Origin of the sequence: Nostoc sp. (assembly GCF_036917635.1) — a bacterium.
Classification (GTDB): Bacteria; Cyanobacteriota; Cyanobacteriia; order Cyanobacteriales; family Nostocaceae; genus Nostoc.
Map to the genome: position 1 here is coordinate 84,312 of NZ_JBALCW010000110.1, position 26,337 is coordinate 110,648.

Genomic DNA, 26,337 nt, shown 5'->3' on the forward strand with positions numbered 1-26,337 from the left:
GTATACTCTTTCCTAGACTAATTTTGTTCCCAGCCCCAGTTTGGGAACTCTAAAATTCGGGCTGCTTGCCTCTTGTTGGAAATGCAACTTTCTGTGTGAGGCAGCAGCCTATTCTGTAGGCTTTACCTGACACTAGTGGTCTGTCCCATTAATTTTGCAGGGCATCTGAACACCACGAACCTCTGAAAACTTTTGGGACAGACCACTAGGTAAAGAGGGATTAGGCAGTCTCTGCTTTGACTAGTAACTCTTCATCCAACTTTTCTTTTCGTTTGCGCTTGGCGAAAGCAGCAGTTGCGCCTACACCAGCAAGTGCTAGTAAGCCGACTACTGAACCAGGTTCGGGGACTGTTTGTGTAACAATACCATCCACCCGAACAACCTCCCCTCGTCTTGGGCCGACACCGCGATTGGTAATATAAATCTTGCCGTCAGGGCCAATAGTAATTCCATCAGCCGAATCTAGCCCTTGACCTGCTGCAACAAGTGTTGTACGAGTGCCGTCAGGAGCAACTTGGATCAGAGAACCGGGTAGATTTGTGATGTCACCCCCTAACTGGGATTTGTCGCTGAACTGTAAGACGAGCAAATCGCCTTTTTTATCAAAGGTTAGGTCTGTGATGTGCGTAAATCCATCCAGAAAAACTTCTGGTTTCATATCTTTGCCAATGCGGAAAATCTTCGACTTACCTGCTGGATAAGGAAAACCCGTATATTCGCCAACGTATAAAGCTCCATCAGGGCCAATTGCGCCACCTGTGGGTACTGCTTGAATTGCTATTTTTCCTCCTGGAAGCTCATCTAATAGTCCAGGAGGTAGTTTTAATCCTGGTGGTAAGGCGGAGTTACTAATGATGGTTTTAGGAATTGCAATTACCTGTGACTGACTTCCGTCAAGTTTAATTTTGTAAGCAGTGTTCCCACCCCCGTCAACCACATAAGCATTATCGCCACTAATAGCCAGGTCATAGGGATTGGTAACTACATCCCCTTTGTCTGGATTTTTGGTGATTTCATACTTGGCAAAGTCAAAAATACTCTTGAGAGATCCCGTCTTCAAGTCAGCTTTGTACAGTTGTCCTAGTAGCGGGGTATTTAAAACTTTATCGGGCGTTGATGGCGGGAAAGTTGCAAGTTGCTGTTGTGGGAGGGGGGATTGAGAACCAAGCTTAAGTGTTGCTAGATCGCGGTTTCCTGGATAACCAGCAAACCCTGTCAGCAGATAAGCATTCCCTTGAGAATCGAATTGTACGTCTTCAATACCAGCGCCTTGGTTGCCGGTGGGTTGTTCTGCTAAAGACTCAAAGTTATTAAGTAGCCGCTGTTCGGTGCCATCTGGTGCAACTTTGACTAGTGAACTAGTATTACCTGCACAGATAGGCTGAAACAGGGTACTTGGAGATGGTTGACAATTTCCGTTGCCGCCGATACCTGGCTCTGCTACGTAGAGACTACCGTCAGGGCCGAAGCTAACACCCCGTGCATTACTGACTCCATCGACAATTGTGGTTAGCGTTGCAGCTTGTGCAGCTGAGGTTCCACAAATAGCAGCAAAACAAAATGTAACAGATTTAAGAGCAAATGACTTGAGTTTCATACCTTTAGAGATTGAGAGTTAAATAAGTGGAAAACTTTGTTTTTGAGGAACGCAGGATTGGTTTGAAACTCTTTACTTGAGCGCCACGGCTCCATTTATGGGAGGTTTAGTAGCTCTCTTTTTGTGCAAGCAACCAACGCCGAAGGCTGCGATCGCTAATACGCCAAAAGCAGAATCAGGTTCAGGAACAGATTTGATATTTTCAATTCTGAGAACTTGTCCAGTTCCAGGGCGATCGCCTCGATTTGTGACGTATATTGCACCATCAGCCCCAATTGTCAAGGCGCTAGGCGACTCTAATCCATTCCCACTCAGAAGAGTTGTGCGTGTCCCATCGGGAGCTATTTTGATGACAGAACCATCAAGATTACCCTTCCAGGCTGACTGATTGGCGTACTGCAAAGCATACAAATTCCCCTCAGTATCAAATTCCAAACCTGTGAGTTGGGTAAAACCATCTGCATATACTGTTGGCTTGCCATCAGCACCGACTCGATAGATTTTTGCCCCACCTTCTGGGAAGGGAAAACCAGTAAATTGGCTGATATAATAAGCGCCATCAGGGCCTTTTGTCACACTTGAGGGTACTGCTTGGGTTGCAAACTGCGATCGCGCCGCTTCACCTTTAGATGGCACCTGTGCCGGTTCATTGGATGGTGTACCGGAAGGTGGAAAGACTGGATTAGTCAATATGTCTTTAGGGAATGTGCTAATAGTTTGCAAATGTTTGCCATCAGTATTAACGCTGAGAAAGTCGTTTGCACCTGCATCAACAGCAAGCAACTTTTTGCCATCTATTACAAAACCCAAGGGATTGCTATCGACATCACCACCATCGGGATTGTTGGCGAGTTCATAGTTAGCTAAATCAGCAACACTCGTCCAGGAATTGGTCTTAAAGTTAGGAGCGATGATTTTACCGAGGTCAGTGTTACCTAAATTGCGATCGCGAAAGGCTGGATTAGCGCCATACCCAATCAGAACATAAGGTTTACCTTGAGCATCAAATTTGATATCACGAGGGCCAGCTGCTCCAGTGCCATCTGGTAATGCTAAGGAAGGAAGTCCTGTAAGTATGCGTTCGGTTTTACCATTCTCAATTTTGCTAACTGCCCCACTTGTGCCATAGCATAATGAATCGCCTTGACCGCTTGCTGGTGGAACACAAGCTCCACTTCCCCCTATTCCCGCCTCTGTAACATAGAGATTACCATCAGGGCTAAAGCTTAGTCCGCCGGCGTTATATAGACCGTCGGCGATTACTGAAAAGGACGCAGCTGAGGCAGCTTTGATTCCAGAAAAAGCGGCAACACAAAAAGTTAGGAAGGTAATGGTAAGTTGTTTGAGTTTCATGTGTTGCAAGACTGCTTATTGTGAAGTTACGGGATGAGTTTTAAACGCAGAGGGACGCTGAGGGAAGCGCTGAGGGACGCTGAGGTTTTAGTTGGTAACTAGTGATTCTGGGGTTTTTGGTAGATAGCTCATTCCTCGGTCAAATGATTTGAGGTTTCCAGCTTTGGCTTCGAGTAAACGTTTGATGTTCATGCTCTCAGCGCCAAAGTCTTCAATTTGAAGTTTGCCGTGGCTGACGGTTCCATCTGTTTTCCAAAATGTGATTCGATGCAGGATGAAACCTGAAGCTTCGGGGTCAGCGAATGAGTATGCGGTTGGGATCAGTAAGGCTACAGAACGCTGATAATATTCGTAGTCTGGATAAAAATGTTCTTGTTCAAGCAAGTAGTATTTACTCAAACTATGAACCCGCACGGAAACTTTTACTTTCTGGTCATATTCATCTTTGAATTCACCTGATTCAGAATTAATATCACCGTTGGGTCGCAGTAAATGCGCCCACTCATCTACATTTTTTAGGTCTTTTAAGTATTCAATGCCGATTTCAATTGGGGCATCAACATAGATGGTGTCTGTATCGATAAAGTGGCTTCCTTTGGCTGCTGAGGTCAGACCAGCTTTGCGTTCTAAATTACCTTTGAGAGAACGACATTCGGAAGTATGTACTGTATGAATTCCCTGCATAATCATCTGAGTTTGTCGTTTGGGATCGACAAAGCTCAACCAATGAAAGTATACGCCTTTTTCATCTGTTCCCGGCTCGATGTAATCGGTGGGAAATAACAAAACAGGGTAAACCTGAAAATATTTCTGATACTCTAATCCACAGTGCCACTCAATGCCGTAGAAAAGCGGATTTTCTAATTTTTTAACGTGATAATAAAGGTTTTTGTGATAACCAGACGCAGTTCCAAGCCAGGTATCTTCGTCAATTTGCTCTTTCATCCGGCTATAAAGCGTCCATTCATCTAAGTTTTTTAAACTACAAAGATACTCAAAGGCGCTCTTTGGTGAAGTAGCAATGTAAGCTGATGTTGCAAAGGTATTTTTTTCCACTTTTAACTCCTTAAGATAATAACAATTAAGCTGCGATCGCTTTAGTCATGTTTTGCTTAACGCTCTGAATGCGGTCTTCTGCTAATCGTTTAGCAGCATCGTTTGTAGTAATTGCCTGCTGTTTAGAAATATTAAAAATTGCTAGTAGTGTGTCATAAATGTTATGCACTTGCTTAAAAGCTTTTTCTTCGTCATAGCCAATCATTTCGTTGTAAACGTTGATTAGCCCTCCAGCATTAATTACATAGTCAGGGCTGTAAATAATCCCTTTTTTGGCAAGCATTTGACTATGTAGTTGCTCATTCTCTAACTGATTATTAGCTGCACCTGCAATAATGGCAGCTTTTAAGAAAGGAATTGTATGACTATTAAGAATTCCTCCTAAAGCGCAAGGAGCAAATATATCTACATCAAGAGAATAAATCTCGCCGGGTTCTACAATAGTTGCGCCAAAAAGCCGTTTTACTTCTTCCGCTTTTACTGGATCTACATCACTAACAAAAAGCTTGACATCATGCTCATGTAAGTGCTTGCAGAGGTTTTTACCTACATTTCCTAAACCTTGAACTGCAACTCTCATACCATCAAGTCTTTTGCTTTGCCAACGAGACTCTACAGCAGCTTTAATTCCGAGAAAAACTCCTAGTGATGTTATGGGAGCAGGCCCGCCAGACTTTTCTGATACCCCAACAACATGTTTTGTTTCTTGGCTGATTGTTCGGACATCGCCGGGGGTAATATTAACATCTTGTCCGGTAATAAAACGCCCATTCAGACTATCAACAAAACGTCCATAAGCTCTCAACAGATCATCTGTTTTATTTTCAGGATTAGCAATAATAACTGCTTTTCCACCACCAGCCGGAATGTTGGCACAGGCGGCTTTATATGTCATTCCCCGACTCAGACGAAGGGCATCTTTTAAAGCAGCTTCTTCGTTGACATAAGGTAAGAGTCTTGTGGCTCCCATCGCTGGGCCTAAAGTTGTGTCATGGATAGCAATTATCGCTTTAATTTCGGGATTTTTACCATGACAAAAGAGAACTTGTTCGTGACCCATTTCTCTAACAGTTTCAAATAGCAGCATTTTCACTCCTCGATATTGTTTTATATTGGTTAGAGAAAGTAATTTGCATTACAAAATGTAAAGATATAGACACGAAACCCCTCTGAAATATTAAGATTGAGTGAAGAAAATGACTTTATAATTCCAGTTTCGTGAGTGTAATTTTTGGCTGGAATAAAAGAATGAGGAAACGAACCGCGAAGGGCGCAAAGAGCGCAAAGGTAAGAGAGTTGTAAAGGGTTTTTGCATCGGTAGTGGGAATTTTTTAAAGATTGGGATGCTTCCCTGTTTTACTGCCTTCTTGCCATATAATTACTTATCTCTTGGTTTGCATCCTTTGCGGTTCGTAAAAAATTAGGTATTTTTGCAGCCGGAAGAGAGTAGTGTCTGTAAGAATCGAATCAGATTGGCAGCTTTTAAAGTTAAACCATTGGAAATGAAACTTGGTTGGTTGCATTTTTCGCGGGACTTGATTTGATTCCTTGTGCTGCTAAACTTTTATTACGTCCTCCAGATGGTGCTGGTCGATCGGCGTCAATGACTACATCGATCAGAAAGGGAACATTTGATGCGATCGCTTGTTCTAATGCTGCTTCAATATCTGACTCTCTAACGACTACGATCGCTTCTGCTCCCATACCACGAGCAATCATGGCGAAGTTTGTTGGTGGGATTGTTGCATCTGCGCCCTTTAATCCCAAGATTTTCATCCCTTGATGGCACATGTTGTAACGCGCATCGTTGAGGACAATCCAGATTGCGGGAATTTTGTATTTCACGGCTGTGCTGATTTCGTTATTCATCAGCATTGCTCCATCGCCGACAATCGCTACAGCCTTACTATTGCTCGCCAGCGCTGCACCCAATACTCCGGTGACGGCGTGACCCATTGCGCCAACTCCGGTGCTGACTCGGTAACGATTGGCTTCGGAAAATTGCAGTAGATGAGTTGACCAAGTAAAGGAGTTACCACACTCCGCCATGACTACCGCATCGCTATCTTCAACAATTATCTTTTGAATTGCTGCCATCAATACTTCTGGCCGCACTGGATAATCTACATCTGGAGCCGGTTCAATTGCTTTTTGTTGTGGACGAGGTAAGGACAAAGTTGTGGAATCAGGAGCATCTGGTAATTGCTGCAATAACTCTTCCACAAAAGCTTTGATATCAGACCGAACCCCGAAAGTTTCAACGTGGGGATAGGCGACACCTGGCACTTCTGGGTCAATATCTACATGGACAAAACCTCGTTCTGGAACTAGCGCCGAACTCCAAAAGGAAGTCGGTTCACCAAGGCGGGTTCCTAATACGAGTGTGCGGAGTGGAGGTTGCTGTTCCATATAAGTTAAGACCGAAGCATGACCCCCTAAACCTGTGACACCCACAAACTGCGGATGATCTTCGGGGAAGATACCTTTACCACGGGGTGAACACATAACCGCTGCTCCAGTTTTTTCTGCGAGTTCAATGATTTCCTCTGCTGCGTCACGCGCACCGAAACCAACCCAGATGGCAAAAGGGCCAGATGATAATAACTCTACAGATTTAGCGATCGCTTGTTTTGAAGCAGTCATCGGAAACGGAGTAACATCTAGTTGAGGTAAGGATATATTCTCAACTAAACTTGTCTGCACTGCGGTGGGAATGCTCAAATGGGCAACAAATCCGCCTGGTTGTGCCATAGCCAAAGCAAGTTTGCGGAAAATCTGCGGTAGTTGAGCCGCAGATTCAATGGTGATTGCATAGTTGAATAACGCTCCTGGGGTAAAAATTCCCCCACTGGGCAATGTGTAAGTGCTAGTTTCTTGAATTGCCCAACGTCCACGCTGCGGTGCTGAGGTACAAGCTGACAACAAAATTACCTTTGCACCTTCACCACGAGCCGCAAATAAGCCGGTGAGGGCGTTAGTGATCCCCGGCCCTGCTGTAGTAAAAACTACAGCAGGGCGATTATTGGCAAAGTAGGCTTCGGTCGCTGCAAATGCTGCTCCTGCTTCATGGCGGAAGTTTAACACGTCGATGCTGCTATTTGACAGCGCCCCCCAAAGGCTTGCCATCGCACCACCTGCTACACCAAAAGCATAGCTTACTCCCAAACTTTCCAACATCTGAGCGATCGCATCGGCAACTGAGAGGGTTGCGGGTGTTTCGTCATTTAAAAAAGGCTCAATTTCCTGATTATTCTCCGATTCATCAACCTGACGAGAACCGTCAGACACAGACTCTACATATCTATTTGCTGCAAATTCCTTGTATGGCTCAGTGGTGATGAGAGGAGAGTTTGAACCAGTATAGTTTTGACTCATTAGTTTCACGCTATTACATAAAATTACACAAATGCTTTCTAGTTTACAATCACAGTGATGGCAATTTTTAATACAAACCACTCTGTTGCTTTTACAGCTATGACCTAGCTTGGTTGTTTGTAGAAACGGTTAATCGCTGCTGATTGATGCTTGTGATAGCACTACCAAAAATTTTTACCAAAAGCATACAGCAATCAATACTGTGCTTCTTGTGACCAGAATAAGGGACATAAAGACTGTTGTGCAATCAAAAATCCTTTGATGAAGATGTCAAATTATTCGTTTTTACTATGATGATTACAGTGTTTAAGTAGGTTGGCGGGGAAAAACTAAACCATATAAAGGTATATAAATTAGCAAATAACCTTAACTGAAGCGTTTCTCATAAACTTTATAAAAATCAATATAGTTAAGTTTAATAACACTGCTTTAATTAATAAGCCACTTGCAGAGGTACTTATCTGGTGATGCCTACTATGAGAAAAAAATATCTGCAATGAAAAATCTTTTGATCGATTTGTCAATTCTTTCGCTTGTATGATGATTGTGACATTTCCAACTTAGTCATTTTGAAAACTGCGTAGGCGTAGCCCGCCGTAGGCATCGCACTCAAGACAAATTACCAAATGTACAATAGAAAATCTTTTTATCTGGTTGTCAATTCTTTTGCTTCTATATTTCCCCTAACCTATGCCACTTTCTCTAACCGGGATAACCTTAAAAGTCCTCTATTAAAAGGGCTTGGGGGATCTCTTGTGCGTAAGTCCTAGTTTTGGAGCCTCACCCCGAAGCAGTCAACAGTCCAGAAAAAAGCTTGATTATTCACTATTTAACTCGCTTTTACAAATTATCCGAATTAAAATCAGCCTAACTACAACAGTTTGGCGGCCTTTATATTGCCACTAACAACTTATTGATGCAATTATTTGTAACGATAAATACATAATTATTTAACTTTTGTCTTTCCTTTGAGAGATGGTTAAATACTAAATAGATAGGTAATCTTTGATAAAATTTATTATTTTTAACCTATAATCTATCCTCAAACCGTACTACATCAACATAAATGTTTGATATGTAACAATAAACTACAAAATACACTGAATATTTCTAATACAAACGTATTTCTAAGGACGGATGACTAAGAATATGCTTTTATAGTTAAATCCCTGAGAGAGTAAGTTAAGATAATTTAAGAAAATAAGTTGATGAGTAAAATTGTTCATTTAAGCCAAGCCCAACACTGCAAATTTATTTATGTTGATAATCAAGCGACTCTACACCAATAGTTCGTCAAAGCGCTTGGTTGGTGAACCATAAACCTAAGTAGGCTCTAGTAGCGCAAGGCAAAAGTCACGAATTCACGCATAATTGTATTCCGAGCTTTTGCGCCATTTGAAGTGGTATGTTTATTTCCGCACCTGCTCTACTAGCTTAAATGTAAAATATTTATTTTTTGTACTTTATAGATTAAGAGTGTTGAACTCTTATCTTATAAAGCTTATTGACTAATCTGGATTTGATTCGTCTATATTTTGTGTTGCAATAAAAAGCTGCTTGGAACAGGAATAAATTTTAAATTAAATATTTAGTTTTTTTTAGGGAACTTTGGTTTAAGAATTCGCTTTTTATTGGTATGATAAGTTTTATTAACAAGATTAGTAATATTTTTTAATTTACTAACTAATCTGATTTTTGAACAGCCTAACGGTGCGCCAAAGATTTTAGTAAGTTATGACTATTAACTCATTAATGGCTATGGTACTGATTGATTACCAGGAGGAAATAGGAATATGAATTCTGGCGATTATACATTAGCTAAATCAAATAATCAATGGGTGCTACAACCAGAAGTAGAGATGAAGTTTGCTCACTTCCTAATAAATCACGCTGTAGATGCAGCCTTCTGTTTAGGAGAAAACGCCCAGTTTCTCTACGTCAACGATGCCACTTGTCGGATGACTGAGTATTCCCGTGAGGAATTACTTTCCATGAGGCTGCATGATATAGATGTAGATTTTTCTCTACACAATTGGTCAGATATTAGCTCACAGAATTCTCTTACCTTTAAATCTCGCTACCGGACAAAAAGAGGTAGGATCTTTCTGGTAGAAATATCTATTAGCCATGTCAAACAACAAAATATAGAATTTGGCTGTGCTTTTGCTCGTGAGATAAGTGACGAAATAGTAGAACTAAGCGTGCAAAAGTGGACTGATGAATTAAGAGATGCCAAAGACAATTTACAACAAGAATTTTCTCAACTCAAAGCCAAAGAAGTAGAACTAGAAACATCTCTTTCTTTGCTTCGTTCTACTCTCGAATCTACTGCCATTGGTATTGTTGCAGTTAACTTTGAGGGAGATATTCTGAGCTTGAATCAGAAATTTGTGGAGATGTGGCAGATCCCACAGTCCCTAATACTATCTAAAAAATGCCCTCAATGCAAAGCCTTTTTTGAGAACCAACTTAAAGATCCCCAAGCCTTTAGTCGGCTGATTTGGGAAGTGTCTAGCCAATCTGATTTCGAGAGCTACGACATTCTGGAGTTGAAGGATGGAAGAGTTTTTGCCCACTATTCTAAGCCTCAGTGGCTCGAAGGCAAAATTATTGGTAGAGTCTGGAGCATTTGGGACATTACTGAATCGAAACAGACTGAAGAAGCATTACGATTGAACGCAGCTAGATTTCGCACTTTAGCAGAGACAACAGATGTTAGCACTTTTCTGATGCAAGGCACGCGACTTTGTTACATAAATCCAGCAGTGGAGAAACTCACTGGTTACACTGAAGAGGAACTGCTTACAGGTTTTGAACTGCGCCGACTGATTAAAAGCAAAAAACGTAGACAGGTACGCAACCAGGCTGAGGCAGGTAATTTTGAATACCAGGAGATAAATATTTTGACAAAAAACGGCACAGAGCGCTGGCTAGCTTGTGCGGTTGCCATGCTGGATGGAGTGCTAGATTTTGGGGGAAAACAAGTCGAACTGATTGCAGGCATCGATATTACTGATTACAAATATGCAGAATTTGGTCTAAACCTTGCTTTAGAACAAGCAAAACAACTTAGCGAACTCAGAGCGCGTTTTCTTTCTATGGTTTGCCATCAATTCCGTACACCACTGAATATTGTTTCATTTTCTAATAGCTTACTAAAGGAAGAAGTAGACAAACGTACACAGAAGAAAATACAACCACTACTAGATCACATTCAAAAAGCTACCGAACAACTCAGTCAGATGTTGGATGATATTTTGTTCTTCTCTAAGGCAGAAGCAGCAAAAATAAACTGTGAACCAAAACCACTGGAGTTAGTTGAGTTTTGTAATGATTTAGTTGCCCAAATGCAGATGAGCGTTAGCCAAATTCCGATTAATTTTGCAAGTCAAGATAACTCTTTAACAGCCTCTATAGATAAAAAACTGTTAGAGCCAATTTTGAAGAATTTACTCGACAATGCAATCAAGTATTCTCCTTCTCACATTGCAATTGAGTTGAAACTTTCTTGTAAAAATGAAAAAGTAATTTTTCAGGTCAAAGATAGGGGGATTGGTATTTCAGTAGCAGATCAAGAACGAATATTTGAGCCATTTTACCGTGGTAGTAATATTGATAGTATACCTGGTACTGGATTAGGGCTATCAATTCTTAAAACCCTTGTAGATTTACATCACGGTCAAGTCTCTGTAGAAAGTCAAATGGGTGTAGGTACTACGTTTACTGTCATTTTGCCATTAATCAAATCAGAGTTTAGTAGTTCCGAGTTATGAATGTTGAAATTAAGAGAATTCTTAATTAACAGCTTAACAATCATAACTCTCGGAGCGAAGTAATTAATCTCATGCGTATTTACATACTTATCAAAGAGTATAGTAAGCAGCTTTTGCAAAAAGTTATGGTAACACAAAATTATGCAAGAATCACCAAAGAAAATTCTCGTTATTGAAGATGATAATGTTACCCGCAATCTTTATTTAATGGGTCTTGAGGCTAAAGGTTTTGATACCATAGGTGCTAACAACGGTCTTGCTGGTATCCAACAAGCACAAGAACATATACCCGATTTAGTAATTTGCGATATCACAATGCCTGATATGGATGGTTATAGCGTTTTAAATACGCTACGCCAAGATCCTGTTACAGCAATTATTCCTTTCATTTTTCTGACTGGTAGTAGTACTAAAGCAGATGTTCGCAAAGCTATGGAATTGGGGGCAGACGACTATCTTACCAAACCCTCTACACTAGACGAATTACTCAGAGCGATCGCTATTCGCTTGCAAAAGCAAGCTACTCTCCAATACTGGTGGGCGATGAAATTGGAAAAAGCTCAACCATCATTATTTGCAGATAATACTACAGCGATCGCTGAAGGTGTTAGCGTTGGCAAAGCCTCTGGTACAGAAGCCCCTGATACAGAAATCATGATGCCTCCTAAGTCAATTTTTCCTTACATTCCCCAATTAAAAGAAGTTTTTGACTTTATCGAAGCCCATTATCATCAAGGAATTACTTTGTGTGACGTGGCTGTTGCTGTTGGTTACTCACCTGCTTACTTAACTAACCGAGTAGCAAAACAGACGGGCGAAACTGTAAACTGCTGGATTGTCAAACGCCGGATGGCAGGAGCACGTTTTCTACTCCAAAATAACGATCAGACAGTCGAGAAGATAGCGAAAGCATTGGGCTATCAAGATGTGTCTCATTTCTCCCGCCAGTTTCGCCAACATCACGGTTTACCTCCCCAAGCTTGGCGCAAAGAGCATCAACTTGTATCGCAAAAACAAGTAAAACTTTGGCAAAATTGCTAAAGCATAAATACAGCAATTTTCAGGTACTTAGATTACGACTGAAAGGGGGAGGGGGGAGAAATCAATTCAAAATTGAAGAACTCCTACCCCCTGCGTCTTCAAATAAATAATTGCGTAAACTCATATATTAAATCCACCCTGCCCTTACGTAACATGGCTGGATCTAATCTTTCAGTAGTGTTGCAAGTCATCAAGACAACTAAGCGTTGCTGTATCTGAATACCAGACTCATCAATTACACTCTGATACAAAGTGCCATCCAGCAAACTCAGAATGTGTTCGGTTTTGTTATTGTATTGCGCTACCTCGGAAGCACGATTTTGCGCTAGATTATCAGCTTCGTTAATAACGATACAGATACGCTCTATGTAAGTCGGTGGGACAAAGTTAGCGATCGCATCATGATCTAAAATAAAAATTACATACCCCAAAGGTACAAGAATTTCTTTTGCTACTGCTTGTGTCCAAACTGTCTTACCTGTGCCTGGTTGCCCATGTACAACAACCGCTAACTGGTTTTGATTTAAAATCGCTTGCTGTACAGAATCAGTAAAATTTTGGATATCTGCTGGAAATGTGCGAATATTAAATTGACTGTGAACCTTGCCTACACGACTTTGATATCCACTCAGCATAACTGCTAAGTCGTAAGTCGCTTTGTTAATTAGTGGCGCGAGATTTTTCGCCATTAAAGTATATTGTCGTCGCCCGCGATCGTAGGGATCAATTTGTAACCAAATGTCATACTTTCCCCAGTAAGCATAAACAGTATTGATAACATCTAAGCGTTCCCAGCTAACAAATTTATCTATAGGAAAATAAAAATCTCTTTCTGAGTAATACTGGGTAATAATGTCAGGATTACCCAACACACCTAAAACTCGCAGTACAGTAATTTCTTGCAGTCGATTAAGAACATAATCAATAGGGATACTACTACGACTGACAAATTGAACTATGGGCGTTTCCGTACTCAAAACGTCTTTGTAGCGATGATCTGGTGATTGCGGATCTGGGGTGATGTAATTCCAAAACTTTTCAACTTCGTAGCGGGTATTTTCAGATACAATATTTAATAAATTAGCCCACCAAGCATAATTATTTCGTCCCAAAACATCAGCAAGATTACTCGCTAAATTTAAACTTTTTTGACTTAATTCGCGGGAGTCACTATACAACAGTTGCCACAAAAACCCCCAGTCTAATTCTCGGTTAAATGGTCGCCAACCGCTAGCAAGCAAACTTTGCCGGTTATTATTTGTAGGAGTGCCTTCATTACTTCTAAAATAGTCAAAATCCATATTTATTAGTTATGCAGCGTTAATCGAGTTATTTTGTGTGAAGTATGATATTTTGAAAAACTTTTCTCGTAAGATTAACTAATTGAGTACAAATGGCAATTTTCTTTTCACCGTGCTGTACTGGCTAGGAAGCCTTTTTAATCTAACTCATTCTTAGTGTAATATAGCATATTACATATTAACTACTTGCGTCAAGTTTTTTGACCAAGCAATTAGTTCTTAATCTAGCTGCACCATTTATCCATCTCTAGATGAGGACTAATATCATCACCGTGCAATTGCCCATAATATAAAGCATATAACTGCACTTTTTACAGATGTCAAAGTTTTCTCATTGCTGGCTGGGCTACTCACACAAGTAGGAAAACCTCATCCAAGCTTGAATCTGGTAGGGTGCGTTAGGGCTAATGTCGATAACGCACCCTCTGAAAAATCGCAACCCCATACAGTTGCAGAGGCTTCGCCCCCCAACCCCTTGGAGGCTAAAATTCTAATTCACCACTTTTTAAGGCTTGTCATTTACCAACATTTTTTAAATCTTGGGCTTCTTTACCATTCCCGCCTCGGAATAAATTCTTCTTACTTGTAGCTAAAGTCCTCTCAAGAGGACTAAACCAAATCTTAGTTGAGAACCGTAGTTTTCACCCTCTCCCTAAATCCCTCTCCCAAATCTGGGAGAGGGAGTTTGAAATTCTGGCTCCCCGAATCCCAGATTTGGGATTCGGAGTTGGGGGATGAGGGCAAATCCTTTTCATCATGGAAGAACTATAGGTTTCAAGATAGACGTGGTTTAAATACAAAATTTTTAGCCATGTATAAGGCTATCTTATATAAAAGGCAAAATTTCAGTCCCCTAAGCGTGAACTTTAGCTATCAGCCCAAAACTTAAGTTCTGGGCGGGATATCGGGTAAGCGCGACACTTTGACTTTTCTAAAATTTTAAAAGAAGCTAAAAACCTATAAATCAGTTAATGTGATACTAAATGTTGTCCATCCGTTACTACTTTCTACTTGAATGTTTCCTTGCAGTTGTTCGACTAATTTCTGTACTATAGATAAACCTAATCCCGAACCACCTTGATTCCAGATGTCTGCATTGGGAACCCGATAAAATTTCTCAAATATTCGTGGTAATTCTGTTACCGGAATTCCTGCGGAATTACTGATAGTAATAATAGTTTTTGCGGGCGCTTCCAAGGAATTGGAACGTACACTTAAGACAATTTCACCACTCGCAGGTGTGTATTTACAGGCATTATTGATCAATTCTACTAAAATTCGTTCCAAGCTAATGCCATCTGAGAACAATGGCGGGAGATTTGAAGGGAGATTTATCTGTAGAGTTTGCTGATGTTCTTGAACACGGATTTGAAACGGCTCAATAACCCAAGATAACCACTGTTGTAAAACCAAGCAATCAGGTGTCATCACTGCATAAGATGAGCTTTCCAGCCGTTGTAAGTCTAGTAGATCGTTAATTAATCGTAGCTCGCGATCGCACTCGCCTTCTATCAGTTCTAGATAGCGTTGAGCTTCCCTAGTACCAGGAGACGTTTGTATCATTTGAATCATTAATTTTATATTACTCAGAGGCGATCGCAGTTCATGGGAAACTAAATTCAAAAAGTCATTTTTGAGTTGATTTATTTCCTCCCATTGCACCACAAGTTGCTCTTGCTCAATTTGCTTTTTACGCGCCTCAATGGCTTGTTTGCGCTCAGTTATATCTCGAAAAACTAACACAGCCCCTCTAATATTATCTTGCTCGTCTTTAATTGGTGCAGCACTGTCATCAATTGGTATTTCTTCACCGTCTTTAGTAATCAGAATAGTTTCTGCTGGTAGACTGACGATAATACCATCTTGAAGGACTTTTACGATAGGACTTTCAATAAAGTTATGAGTTTCTGCATTAGCAATCTTGAATATTTCTGATGAATTTCTGCCCCTAGCTTCTTCTTGTTTCCATCCGGTTAGATTTTCAGCAACCGGATTCATAAAAGTTACCAATTCTTGCATGTCGCTAGCAATCACACCATCACTGATACTTTTTAAAAGTGCATCTAGCCATTTTTTGTTTACCTTTAATTGCCTTTCTAAACTATGTTTAGTCAGAGTTATTTCAATATTTGTTTGTAGCTCTCTTTCTTTAAAAGGTTTAATTAGGTAGGCAAAAGGCTCAGTTATTTTAGCTCGTTCTAATGTATTTTCATCTGCATAAGCAGTCAAATAAATTACTGGAATATCCAAACGCTTATAGATTTCTTCGGCAGCTTCTATCCCGTCCATTGACCCTTTTAGCTTAATATCCATTAGCACTAAATCGGGAGATATTTCTACTGCTTTATTAATTGCTTCTTCTCCCGAAGAAGCGATCGCAGGAACCGTATAACCGAATTTTATTAGTCGATGCTGTAAATCTTTGGCAACAATTGCTTCATCTTCCACAACTAAAATTTTTGCATTGGTCATATTTTAGTCATTTTATATTAATGTAAATTTTATTTGACATTCTACTCCCATAGCACCTTGAATATCGATATTACCTGCTATTTGATTGGTTAAAGCATCTACTAATTGCCAGCCTAAAGATGCCATCTTTTTAAAATTGAAATTTGATGGTAAACCAATTCCATCATCACTAACTATCAGTGTAACTTGAGAGTCAGTATTTTTACTAATTTCGATATACATTGTACCATTTCTACCTGCTGGGAATGCATATTTTAAAGAATTAGATACAAGCTCATGGATAATTAAGCTACAAGGAATTGCTGTATCCAAGCCGAGAAATATTTGCTCATCGATATTTATTCTCAGAGCGATCGCATCTTCTTTCACTTCATAAGCACTAAATAAACTTGCTACCAAATCTCGAATATATTCACCAAAATTAATCCTTGCTAAGTCTTGAGACTCATACAATTTTTCGTGAACTAAAGCCATTGATGCAATTCGCTGTTGGCTTTGTTTGAATATTACCAAATCGTCTGGATCTTTGATATAAGCAGATTGCAAGCTTAACAGACTGGAAATAACCTGTAAATTATTTTTGACCCGATGGTAAATTTCTTTTAATAACACCTCTTTTTCTAAAAGTGATGCTTGGATTTGCTGCTCCCACTGCTTGCTTTCGCGCTGCGCGGCAATTCTTTTGCTAATGTCTTCGACCACAGAAATAAAATACTTTGGCTCCCCACTCGCTTCGCGCATTAAAGATACCGTGAGATTAACCCAAACTATAGAACTATCTTTGCAGAAATAGCGCTTTTCTATCGAATAAGTTTGAATATTATCTGCTAAAATCTGGTCAACATATTTCAGATCGGTGTTAAGATCATCTGGGTGGGTAATATCTTGGAAAGTTAGCAACTCTAGTTCTTCGAGTGTATAACCGACAATATCGCAAAGCCTCTGGTTAACTAACAACCATCTTCCATCTATAGCTACATGGGCGATGCCAACAGCAGCTTGATGGAATGCAGCCCGGAATCGCTGTTCGCTTTCTCGCAATGCTTGTTCTATTCGCTGGCGCTCAGTAATTTCTGCCTGTAGTGATTGATTAATTCTTGTTAACTCTGCTGTGCGTAGCTCAACCTTGCTTTCTAGTTGGTTAAGTAGGCTATTTAGTGCCTCCTCTGCTTGCTTGCGCTCAGTGATGTCAGTATGTGAGCCTACCATCCGCACTGCGTTACCATCTTCATCCCACAGTGCTTGACCTCGATCCAAAATCCATTTGTAAGTGCCATCTTTACATAAAGCTCGATACTCGATAGTGTAAAATAGTGTTTTATGAGCAAAATGGTCTTGAACTGTTTGTCTCACGCTGTCCAGATCATCAGGATGCACTCGTGTCAGGGATTCATCTAAATAGTTAGAAATTTGCTCGTCTTCGTAACCGAGTATTTCCCTCCAGCGAGGCGAGAAGAACACTTGATTGGTTTTAACATTCCAGTCCCAAATTGCATCATTATTGCCGCGCAAAGCTAATTGCCAACGTTGTTCACTTTCCCTCAAAACCTCCTCAGTCCGTATGCGTTCAGCAATTTCCTTTGCTAGTTGGGAGTTTGCAGCCTCTAGTTGAGCATGACTCGGTAGAGCGAGTGCCTGGGGTAGTAATGGCACGAGTTTTATGGCTGTTAATACTGAGACAAAAGCGGTGATAGCTTTAATTAACCCTGATAGCCAATAGGTAGGGTGCCAAAGCGTCCACACATCCATTAAATGAGTTGTGCCACAAGCAATGATGAATGTGCCAAACATTAGGAACATCCAGCCGAAAGGCATATCTCGCCGTTTACGGACAAAATAAACCAACATCATTGGAATTGAATAATAAGCAACTCCAATTAACACATCTGCAACCAGATGCAACCATACCAATTCTGGTTTCCAGAGGTAGCAATGTCCGTGAGGAATAAACTGGCTAGTAGACAAAAAATTATTTAAAAATTCCATCATAAAAACCTATACACTGCACAAGTTTTCACCAAAGTCCGAAGAGTGTATACAGAGGTTTTGAGCCTAAGACCTCTGTATACACACGGGCGTTAAGAAGTGTCCTTTTGTCCTCTAAAGAATAACACCTTCGGCGTTTATCAGAGCTTTTCCATACTAGTAGTCTGTCTATTCAACTTTGACGAGTAGATAAATTTTTCAATTTCCTTCTTTCCTTCTTCCTTCGTGTACTTCGCGTCTTCATGGTTCGTTCCTTTACCGATCAATTTCAACTTGACAGACTACTAGCTTTAGGCTGATACAGAATAGCAGTTAGGGCTTCTACATCCTGAATTTGCCATCCTTTCTAAGCTTTTTAAGCTGATAATGTAAGGTTTATTCAAATAAAACTACGCGATCGCTTTGATTTTTGTTACCGTAGATTCTCTGAAATGAACTTTTTATATATATAAATGAAATGCCTTCAAAAAAACACGGTAATATTTCGCTTATCTAAAATAACTATTATGGTATTTTTAAGTATATTTTCGGATTAGTGTTTTTAAAATCAATACCTAAACACTAAGTAAAAATTATCAAAATTCGGTTCCCGGTGATTCACACCATACGGTGATACCTGCTTTTGACTTAGTGATAGTAGGGACACGGGATTGCCGTATCCTTACCCAGTAGCCATTAGAATGAGAATTGCGAGAACAAACTAACCGATCATAAAAATATTCCTTAAGTCTAATGTAAGACACACCTAGAGTATGAAGTTATAAGCTCTCAGGTGAAATAGAATTGTAGAGTATTGTTAATCTAGTCTCAACCTTTGGCAGCATCTGTCTGCTGAAAATTTCTAGTTTATTGATACCCCAACTAACAAAAAGTGATTTATTGATGTCAAAATTATCTTTAACTTAGCGATCTTTTGTATTTATTGAGTAGTCCGGTGTGAGTAATTAAAAGGTTTGTAGTTTACCCTATGCGTACAAGCTACACATTATGTATTCTATAATATGGCTCTAACCGTTATAAAGAGCTACTTTTATTAGTTATACATTCTTGTGTAACATAGTTTTATTTATTCTTGCCTACTTAGTTAATGCATCTAAATAAGTGACTAAAAAATCCTTAGATTCATTATCATTGGTAGGAAATTTTATGTTTAAAGATTTTGTTTTTTGTCTACAAGAAGCAGTTTTATACTTTAGATTAAAAAACTCTCCAACACAAAAAGATTATTCTGAATGTTTTGTCAATCCTCCCTGTGGATGTAGCAATCCAGGGCAAAATATCCAGTGTGAAGATTGTGCTTATCTTGAAGCCTGCTTATCTAATTGCAAGCTCCAAAAAGTTTAATTATCTTCAGGTTCATACAACTAACTTTAATGCCAACCAAATTAATTCCTGCGATAGAATTAACTTTACTCTTATGGTAGAAGCCCTAGAAAAAACTAGCAGCTATCCTGAATAGGAACAACAAAAGAATTCACAATAAGTAATTAAAAATTATGATACAAGTGAATGTAGTTTTATGAAAAATAAATATTATTATTCCTTGTCGTTGTGAACAAGCACCTTTGTTACTCGATTCACAATTATATCATAAAGTAGTAATTACTGATTATGAATTAGTTTGAATCTGACGAATACTTAAGTTGTTGTGTGTGGGAGCTTAAAATGCTTTCAAATTTCCAAAAGAAACTAGGTTAAAGACTCCTCAATCTCTCTTGTGAAAAATTCCTTAATTTAGCAGTGGATTGAGTAGACAATATCGGTTTTGAAAATCAATCAAAGAAATCTAGAACATAAAAGGAACCATAAGCATGAAACCTTTTGATTTATCTAAAGCTGTTTTGGCTACTGTCTTTGCCATCAGTTTCGCTTCTTTGTCCTTACCTCCTTCTGTTTATGCCCAAAGCTCCGGCTCTGGCAGCGGAGGATCGAGTGCTGGCAGTAGCTCAGGTAGCGGTACAGGTACTGGCACTACAGGCGGTGGTATAGGTAGTGGTACAGGCACTGGCACTACAGGTACTGGTAGTGGTATAGGTAGTGGTAGCACAGGCACTGGAACTACAGGTACTGGTTCAACAGGCGGTGGTATAGGTAGTGGTACAGGTAGTGGTAGCACAGGCACTGGAACTACAGGTACTGGTTCAACAGGCGGTGGTATAGGTAGTGGTACAGCTAGTGGTAGCACAGGCACTGGAACTACAGGTACTGGTTCAACAGGCGGTGGTACAGGTAGTGGTAGCACAGGCACTGGAACTACAGGTACTGGTTCAACAGGCAGTGGTATAGGTAGTGGTAGCACAGGGACTGGAACTACAGGTACTGGTACAGGTAGTGATTCTACAGGTGGCGGCGCAACAGGTAGTGATGCTACAGGCACTGGCACAACAGGTAGTGATGCTACAGGTGGTAGTACAACAGGCACTGGCACAACAGGTAGTGATGCTACAGGTGGTAGTACAACAGGCGCTGGCACAACAGGTAGTGATGCTACAGGTACTAGTAGGAATGCAGGTGTCGCAGCTTCCGAAAGAACTAGCGATCGCGGTTTCGATTGGGGTTGGCTAGGTTTACTTGGTCTAGCAGGTTTAGCAGGTCTGGCTCGTAATCGTGAAAAAGTCCGGGCTTATAGCGATCCTAATGAAGCAACAGGTACTCGTTCTAGATAGTTTCACCAGACTATAAGAGCCGTCAACTGTCGTTTGTTTCAAGTTCAGGCTATTACTAGTCGTTAAACTAAATGTGTAGGGGAGCAATATATTGATATTGCTCCCCTACGATGACAGCTTAGTTTGCTCAAGTCTAGCTACTGCCTTGCCCAACAAAGATTACAGATGAAGCTGGTGTGTAACTGAAAATGTGGCGAGTTGTAAGAATTAAGGCAAAAGACCATGCCCCCAATCTCCAGTTCCCAATCCCTACGGCAGAAAACTAGCAGAATTGACATCCAAAAATAACGTTGCTTGGGGTTGTTGACGGAGAATAGAAGCTGGACAGTCTGTACTTATAGCTCCTTGCAACATCTTTTTTACCACATTCGCTTTACGTTTTTCTGGAGCCAGACAGAGAATTTTTTTAGCTGAACAAATCATCGAGATGGTGACAGTAAAAGCATACTGTGGGACAGTTTCTAGATTCGGAAAGTGACCTGTGCTTACTTGTTGCTGACGGTTGACTGTATCTAGTTTCACTAGTTTCACGCTGTAAGGATCTCGGAAATTTGCTACTGCTGGATCGTTAAAAGCTAAATGTCCATTTTCGCCAACACCAAGACAGCATAAGTCAATTGGTTGTGCAAGGAGTAGTTTAGTGTAGCGATCGCACTCTGCTACTGGTTGCAATGTATCACCTTCTATATAGTGAAATTGCTTAGGAATAACCCGCTTCTCTACACCTTCTCGCATATAGCGCCGGAAACTTGCAGAATGGTCAGCAGTAATTCCCAAATATTCATCTAGATGGAACAGAATAATGCGTGACCAATCTACACTACCCAATGCAATCAAAGCATCGAGAAATTTGAGTTGGGAGTTACCTGTTGCTAACAATACAGCAGCTGTCTCCTGAAGATTAAGAACTTGCTGTAAATGCTTTTGCGCGATTTTGGCAACGTCCTGGGCCATTTCGACTTCAGAGTTGTAAATCTGCACTAGTAAATCATCAAACCGCTTCGTGGAGTCATTAGTCATTAGTTATTAGTCCAAGGAAACCACGTCCCTTGTAGGTGTGGTTTGAATTAGTCCAATATAAGAAAGTTTTTTTCGCCCAAAAGGAGCGAGGTATGTACCAAAAACTCTTTATCAACCCGAAAAGAGTTTGTCGCAGCTAGCATTTGCTTACATAGAAGGTTATCAATTTTACGGCAATTTGTTGATAGTCTCTATCTGTGTGCGCTTATATGCCCTATCCAGTATAGATTTTAGGATTTAGCAGATTAATCTGTGACTTTTTGCCCTGTATTGACCAAAGAACAATCACTCAGAGCAAAAAAACAATGTAAACTATTTAAATTAAGTTAACAATTATTTATATTTTACCCAAAAACCATGCTAGCTGCAATTCTCTTTGACCTAGACGGCACTATTGTCAACACTGACCCCATACACTACCGAGCTTGGCAGGAAATGCTGTTAAATTACAGCATAGAAATTGACGAAACATTTTATAAATCCCGAATAAGTGGGCGGCTAAATCCAGAGATTGTTAAGGACATTCTGCCACAATTATCAACAGCAGAAGGGCAAAAATTTGCAGACGAAAAAGAGGCGCTTTTTCGCAAACTCGCCCCGGATCTAAAACCGTTGAGTGGATTTTGTGAACTACTAGCATGGACAGAAACACATCAGTTAAAACGCGCATTAGTAACTAACGCCCCTAGATTAAATGCAGAATTTATGCTAGAAGTTTTGGGAATCAAAGAAGCTTTTCATACAATTGTTGTAGCGGATGATTGTATTGCAGGTAAACCCGACCCAGCCCCTTACCAAGTCGCGCTGAATAAGTTGGCAATTACAGCAGAGGAAGCGATCGCTTTAGAAGACTCTCCCTCTGGTATTCGGGCGGCGGTGGGCGCAGATATCCGCACCATTGGCATCGCCTCCACCCACGATACCCAAGCTTTGCAGGAAGTCGGCGCATTTATGGCAATTCCAGATTTTACTGATTTGCAGTTGTGGACATTGCTCAACTCACTCATTGAACCAGATTTAAGTGCGATCGCTTCTAACTTGTAAGCGCAAAATCTTAGAACATCAACAGTAGAGACGCGAATTTGCTAACGCGTCTCTACTTATTTTTGGGCCAGAATCGCGTAAATTTCCCGTTTAACTTGCTCTAAAAGCTCACGCACCTGATTTATGCGCTCCATATTGCCACTGCGAGCAACCTGCACCACAACAGCAGCTAATTCTGTTGCAGCATTCCGCAAATCAATAAACTCTTGGGGCTTACCTTTGACAAAACTTTTGAAGGTATCCCAAGGAGAATCTGAAGTTTCTTGTTGGGCGCGTTCTGCCAATAATTGTCTACCTTCGTCGGTAATCGTGTAAATCCGCTTTCCACCTTCCTGTGCGCTCTTGAGATAGCCACCTTCCTCCAACAATTGGAGTGTTGGATATACTGAGCCAGGACTGAGGCGACGGAAACCACCATAGCGAGTTTCCGCATCTTTAATCAAGTCGTAACCATGACTAGGATGCTCGGATAACAATTCCAGTAGGATGAACTTGATATCACCCCGACGAGTCCGATATTCATCTCCCCAACCACGACCAAACATTTCATTGCCAAACTGTTTGTCATGATTACCATGATGCTTGCTATGACCAAACCAAGACCTGACAAGCAATGAATCGTCTTCATTAACTCCTGCCCATGCAGGTGCGCCAAAACGTGACCGAAAGTGTCTAAACATAAATGAATCTCAAATCAACTTTCTCTAATATACGATATATCGGAATATATCGGAATAGAATTTTGATGAAGATTTTTGGAGTAAGCAATTTTGCCAACATTACAAGCGATGCCTGTGGCGGGCTGCGCCAACGCAAACGATCAAGGCTGGGACAGTCTACGCTTAGGCTGTGCGTAAACGTTCAATATCCCTCATCGGCGGCGCACCGAACATGCGGGAATATTCGCGGCTGAACTGTGATTGGCTCTCATAACCCACCTGATAGGCAGCAGTGGCCGCATCGGAGTTTTCGGCAAGCATCAGACGACGTGCTTCTAATAGTCTTAATTGCTTTTGATATTGAAGCGGACTCATTGATGTCACTGACTTAAAATGGTGATGGAAAGATGAAGGAGACATACTTGCTTGACCAGCTAGCTTCTCAACCCGCATCGGCTTTGTAAAATCAGCCTTGATGAGTTTTATCACCTCGGCGATGCGCTGCATGTTGCTGCCAGATGTCGCAATTTGGCGGACAGCTTCGCCCTGTTCACCCATTAAAAGGCGATAATAGATTTCGCGGATAATCATCGGCGCAAGGATCGGGATATCTTGGGGTGTATCCAAAAGCCGTGTCAGTCTCATAGCGCAATCGAGCAACGGTGCATCAACGGTGCTGACAAATAAGCCTCTGACAGAGTTCTTCTTCTCACCCTCAATCACATTGGTTTGAGCAGTAATAATGTCGCAGAGTTGACGTGGATCTAGATTCAGCTTGAATCCTAAATAGGGTTGGTCTGGGGTTGCCTCAACAATAAACGCGCTCAATGGCAAATCAACTGAGACGACCAGATATTGAGCCGCGACATAACGATAAGTTTCCTCACCCAGCAACGCTTCCTTTTTGCCCTGAACAAGGATAGCGAGGATAGGTTCGCAGACACCCTGTAGTGTGGTGGAAACAGAAGATTCTCGCTGAAATTCCAGCTGCTCAATAGCTGTTTTATGAAAACCGTTCCCTTTGCCATCGGTGTGACGAGTGACTAGTGCCGCCAATTCTTGACATTGATGAGCGATCGCACTTTGGTTTATGACTTGGTTGATGATTTTGATCGTCACAATGTTCTTCGGTTAATTTAATCATCCTCTTTTAAGCATTGTAGAACATCGATTTGGAGAATTAGGCAATAAAGCGCGAGGACTGTGTATTCCAAACCTTTGTACTTTACTCATACGATGAACACATCCCAAATTCAAATCAACCTCAACAGAAGAGAAAATAACCATGTTTTACGTAGAAAAAAAAGTCATTGCGATTACTGGAGCCAGTAGCGGTATCGGTGAAGCCACCGCTAAGTTACTCGCTAAAAACGGTGCAAAAGTTGTTCTAGGGGCACGGCGCACCCAAAAGCTAGAAAAGATTATCGAAGAGATCCGTAACCAGGGTTACATAGCGGAATTCAAAGCAGTGGATGTTGCGAATCGTGAGGATATGAAAGCGTTCATTCAGTTCGCCAAAGATAAGTTTGGTCGTGTCGATGTCATCTTTAACAATGCAGGTGTGATGCCCCTATCGCCAATGAATGCCCTGAAAGTCCAGGAATGGGACAACATGATTAATGTGAACATCCACGGCGTATTGAATGGTATTGCTGCTGGTCTACCAATCATGGAAGGGCAAGGCGGTGGACAGTTTATCAATACCGCGTCCATCGCCGCGCATACGGTAGGCCCTACCAGCGCGGTTTATTCCGCGACAAAATATGCTGTTTGGGCGATATCTGATGGATTGCGGCAAGAATCGAAAAATATTCGCGTTACAATAATATCCCCTGGCGTGGTTGAGACTGAACTCGGCTCTGATATCACAGATGAATCAGCAACAGGCTTCTTGAAAGAATTACGTAAAACCGCACTCAACCCGGATGCGATCGCTAGAGCCGTTTTGTATGCTGTGTCCCAGCCGGATGATGTCGATGTCAATGAAATAATTGTCCGCCCGACAGCAAGCGCATTCTAACGCTGGAGAATATCCATAATAAATAGACATATCGCACATTGAAGGAGAAGTGGGTACTGTCAATTGGGCATTGAAAAGAGGCACAGAGGCGCGGTGCTGCTCTTGCTGATGGGAAAACTCTTCTCCCTTGCTCCCTGCCCCCTGCCCCCTCTCTTTTGGTAACGGCGATCGCTGCAATTATCCCAGCCCAGAGGAGCAGTTGGGAAAATACTTGTATTATAAATTGCAGTTTATTAACTTTCATGCCCTAACTTTTTAATGAATATAAAGTGTTTATATTAACAAAAAAATTACTTAGTATAAGCAGCTTCAGCATTTTCCAATCTAGATTTCAATCATTCTTAAAAAATTTCTCCTAAAAATCAATTATCCAGTAAAAATACGTATGCGTGTTTAAGTCTTCTGACTATATGAATAGTAGGATTAGCCTATACAGGAGAAGACAGTGACGCTCTTAAATCAAGCTCAAGTAGAGCAGCTAAAGGAAATAACTACACACTTGCGACAAGTAAGACAACAAAAATCTATATGCATAGAAGAGATAGCTGCAAGAACACTTATTAGAGCAGGTGTTTTGCAAGCTTTAGAAGAAGAACGATTTGAAGAATTGCCTGAACCTATTTTTGTTCAAGGATTCATCCGTCGCTATGGAGATGCTTTAGGACTGGATGGAAATGCTTTATCACATACTCTTATAAGCAATATAGTCTGCCAAGACTCCACGAATGATCGTAAGAATTCAGACAACAAATCAAATACGTATATACCTCTTCTTGTTACCTACATTCTCTTATTAGTAGCTGCATCTGCTGGTCTTTTATATACACTTAACCCAGCACAAATTACATCTGAATCCCCGACTCCAGAAGTTAATAGTCAACAGTCAATGGTTAGTAATCAGTGAGTGGGGAGTGGGGAGTGGGGGGGATCAGGGGGATGAGGGAGGAGGGGGAAATCAATTCACGCATTCAAAC

The 26,337-nt window shown here is 40.9% G+C and carries 17 protein-coding genes; 6 read left to right on the forward strand and 11 right to left on the reverse strand.

What is annotated here, in order from left to right; translation table 11 throughout:
• Positions 1-220: 220 nt before the first annotated feature.
• The 5 genes from V7K32_RS27075 to scyA form a co-directional block, all read right to left on the reverse strand.
• On the reverse strand, positions 221-1,597 hold the full coding sequence (locus V7K32_RS27075) for a ScyD/ScyE family protein (RefSeq protein WP_334997766.1): 1,377 nt from the start codon (positions 1,595-1,597) through the stop codon (positions 221-223).
• Positions 1,598-1,669: 72 nt separating this feature from the next.
• Positions 1,670-2,950, reverse strand: a complete 1,281-nt coding sequence (locus V7K32_RS27080) for a ScyD/ScyE family protein (RefSeq protein WP_334997768.1) — start codon at positions 2,948-2,950, stop codon at positions 1,670-1,672.
• Positions 2,951-3,037: 87 nt separating this feature from the next.
• Positions 3,038-4,006, reverse strand: coding sequence for a scytonemin biosynthesis cyclase/decarboxylase ScyC (gene scyC, locus V7K32_RS27085; protein WP_334997770.1), 969 nt, complete (start codon positions 4,004-4,006; stop codon positions 3,038-3,040).
• A gap of 25 nt (positions 4,007-4,031) precedes the next feature.
• The gene (gene scyB, locus V7K32_RS27090; RefSeq protein WP_334997771.1) at positions 4,032-5,093 is read right to left on the reverse strand and encodes a tryptophan dehydrogenase ScyB; all 1,062 of its coding nucleotides are present in this window, start codon (positions 5,091-5,093) and stop codon (positions 4,032-4,034) included.
• 401 nt (positions 5,094-5,494) lie between these two features.
• Positions 5,495-7,381 (reverse strand): scytonemin biosynthesis protein ScyA, encoded by a 1,887-nt coding sequence (gene scyA, locus V7K32_RS27095; RefSeq protein WP_334997773.1) that lies wholly within the window; start codon positions 7,379-7,381, stop codon positions 5,495-5,497.
• A gap of 1,793 nt (positions 7,382-9,174) precedes the next feature.
• On the opposite strand from scyA, the gene V7K32_RS27100 reads away from it, so the two are divergent.
• Together V7K32_RS27100 and V7K32_RS27105 are read left to right on the forward strand one after the other, a co-directional pair.
• The gene (locus tag V7K32_RS27100; protein ID WP_334997775.1) at positions 9,175-11,154 is read left to right on the forward strand and encodes a scytonemin biosynthesis sensor histidine kinase; all 1,980 of its coding nucleotides are present in this window, start codon (positions 9,175-9,177) and stop codon (positions 11,152-11,154) included.
• Between the two features lie 141 nt (positions 11,155-11,295).
• Positions 11,296-12,195 (forward strand): response regulator transcription factor, encoded by a 900-nt coding sequence (locus tag V7K32_RS27105; RefSeq protein ID WP_334997777.1) that lies wholly within the window; start codon positions 11,296-11,298, stop codon positions 12,193-12,195.
• A gap of 98 nt (positions 12,196-12,293) precedes the next feature.
• Here the strand turns inward: V7K32_RS27105 and V7K32_RS27110 are convergent, their stop codons facing one another.
• The 3 genes from V7K32_RS27110 to V7K32_RS27120 all read right to left on the reverse strand — a co-directional run bounded on the left by V7K32_RS27110 (position 12,294) and on the right by V7K32_RS27120 (position 17,957).
• On the reverse strand, positions 12,294-13,496 hold the full coding sequence (locus V7K32_RS27110) for an AAA family ATPase (RefSeq protein WP_334997779.1): 1,203 nt from the start codon (positions 13,494-13,496) through the stop codon (positions 12,294-12,296).
• Between the two features lie 957 nt (positions 13,497-14,453).
• A complete protein-coding gene (locus tag V7K32_RS27115) occupies positions 14,454-15,968 on the reverse strand; it encodes a hybrid sensor histidine kinase/response regulator (protein ID WP_334997781.1) in 1,515 nt (504 codons plus the stop codon).
• A gap of 12 nt (positions 15,969-15,980) precedes the next feature.
• Complete coding sequence (locus V7K32_RS27120; RefSeq protein ID WP_334997783.1) at positions 15,981-17,957, reverse strand: PAS domain S-box protein; 1,977 nt, start codon at positions 17,955-17,957, stop codon at positions 15,981-15,983.
• 1,808 nt (positions 17,958-19,765) lie between these two features.
• On the opposite strand from V7K32_RS27120, the gene V7K32_RS28935 reads away from it, so the two are divergent.
• Positions 19,766-20,620 (forward strand): WGxxGxxG family protein, encoded by an 855-nt coding sequence (locus V7K32_RS28935; RefSeq protein ID WP_442938811.1) that lies wholly within the window; start codon positions 19,766-19,768, stop codon positions 20,618-20,620.
• A 249-nt stretch (positions 20,621-20,869) separates the two neighbouring features.
• Here V7K32_RS28935 and V7K32_RS27130 read toward each other — a convergent pair whose 3' ends face one another.
• The gene (locus tag V7K32_RS27130; RefSeq protein WP_334997785.1) at positions 20,870-21,640 is read right to left on the reverse strand and encodes a glucosamine-6-phosphate deaminase; all 771 of its coding nucleotides are present in this window, start codon (positions 21,638-21,640) and stop codon (positions 20,870-20,872) included.
• A gap of 357 nt (positions 21,641-21,997) precedes the next feature.
• On the opposite strand from V7K32_RS27130, the gene V7K32_RS27135 reads away from it, so the two are divergent.
• Positions 21,998-22,684 carry an HAD family hydrolase gene (locus V7K32_RS27135; protein WP_334997787.1) on the forward strand — a complete coding sequence of 229 codons (687 nt, stop codon included), beginning with the start codon at positions 21,998-22,000 and terminating at the stop codon, positions 22,682-22,684.
• Between the two features lie 56 nt (positions 22,685-22,740).
• Here V7K32_RS27135 and V7K32_RS27140 read toward each other — a convergent pair whose 3' ends face one another.
• Both V7K32_RS27140 and V7K32_RS27145 read right to left on the reverse strand, forming a co-directional pair.
• Complete coding sequence (locus V7K32_RS27140; RefSeq protein WP_334997789.1) at positions 22,741-23,364, reverse strand: PadR family transcriptional regulator; 624 nt, start codon at positions 23,362-23,364, stop codon at positions 22,741-22,743.
• Positions 23,365-23,526: 162 nt separating this feature from the next.
• The gene (locus V7K32_RS27145; RefSeq protein ID WP_334997942.1) at positions 23,527-24,465 is read right to left on the reverse strand and encodes an AraC family transcriptional regulator; all 939 of its coding nucleotides are present in this window, start codon (positions 24,463-24,465) and stop codon (positions 23,527-23,529) included.
• A 163-nt stretch (positions 24,466-24,628) separates the two neighbouring features.
• On the opposite strand from V7K32_RS27145, the gene V7K32_RS27150 reads away from it, so the two are divergent.
• On the forward strand, positions 24,629-25,363 hold the full coding sequence (locus V7K32_RS27150; protein WP_334997791.1) for an SDR family oxidoreductase: 735 nt from the start codon (positions 24,629-24,631) through the stop codon (positions 25,361-25,363).
• Positions 25,364-25,808: 445 nt separating this feature from the next.
• Positions 25,809-26,267, forward strand: a complete 459-nt coding sequence (locus V7K32_RS27155) for a helix-turn-helix domain-containing protein (protein ID WP_334997793.1) — start codon at positions 25,809-25,811, stop codon at positions 26,265-26,267.
• The last annotated feature ends 70 nt before the right edge of the window (positions 26,268-26,337 follow it).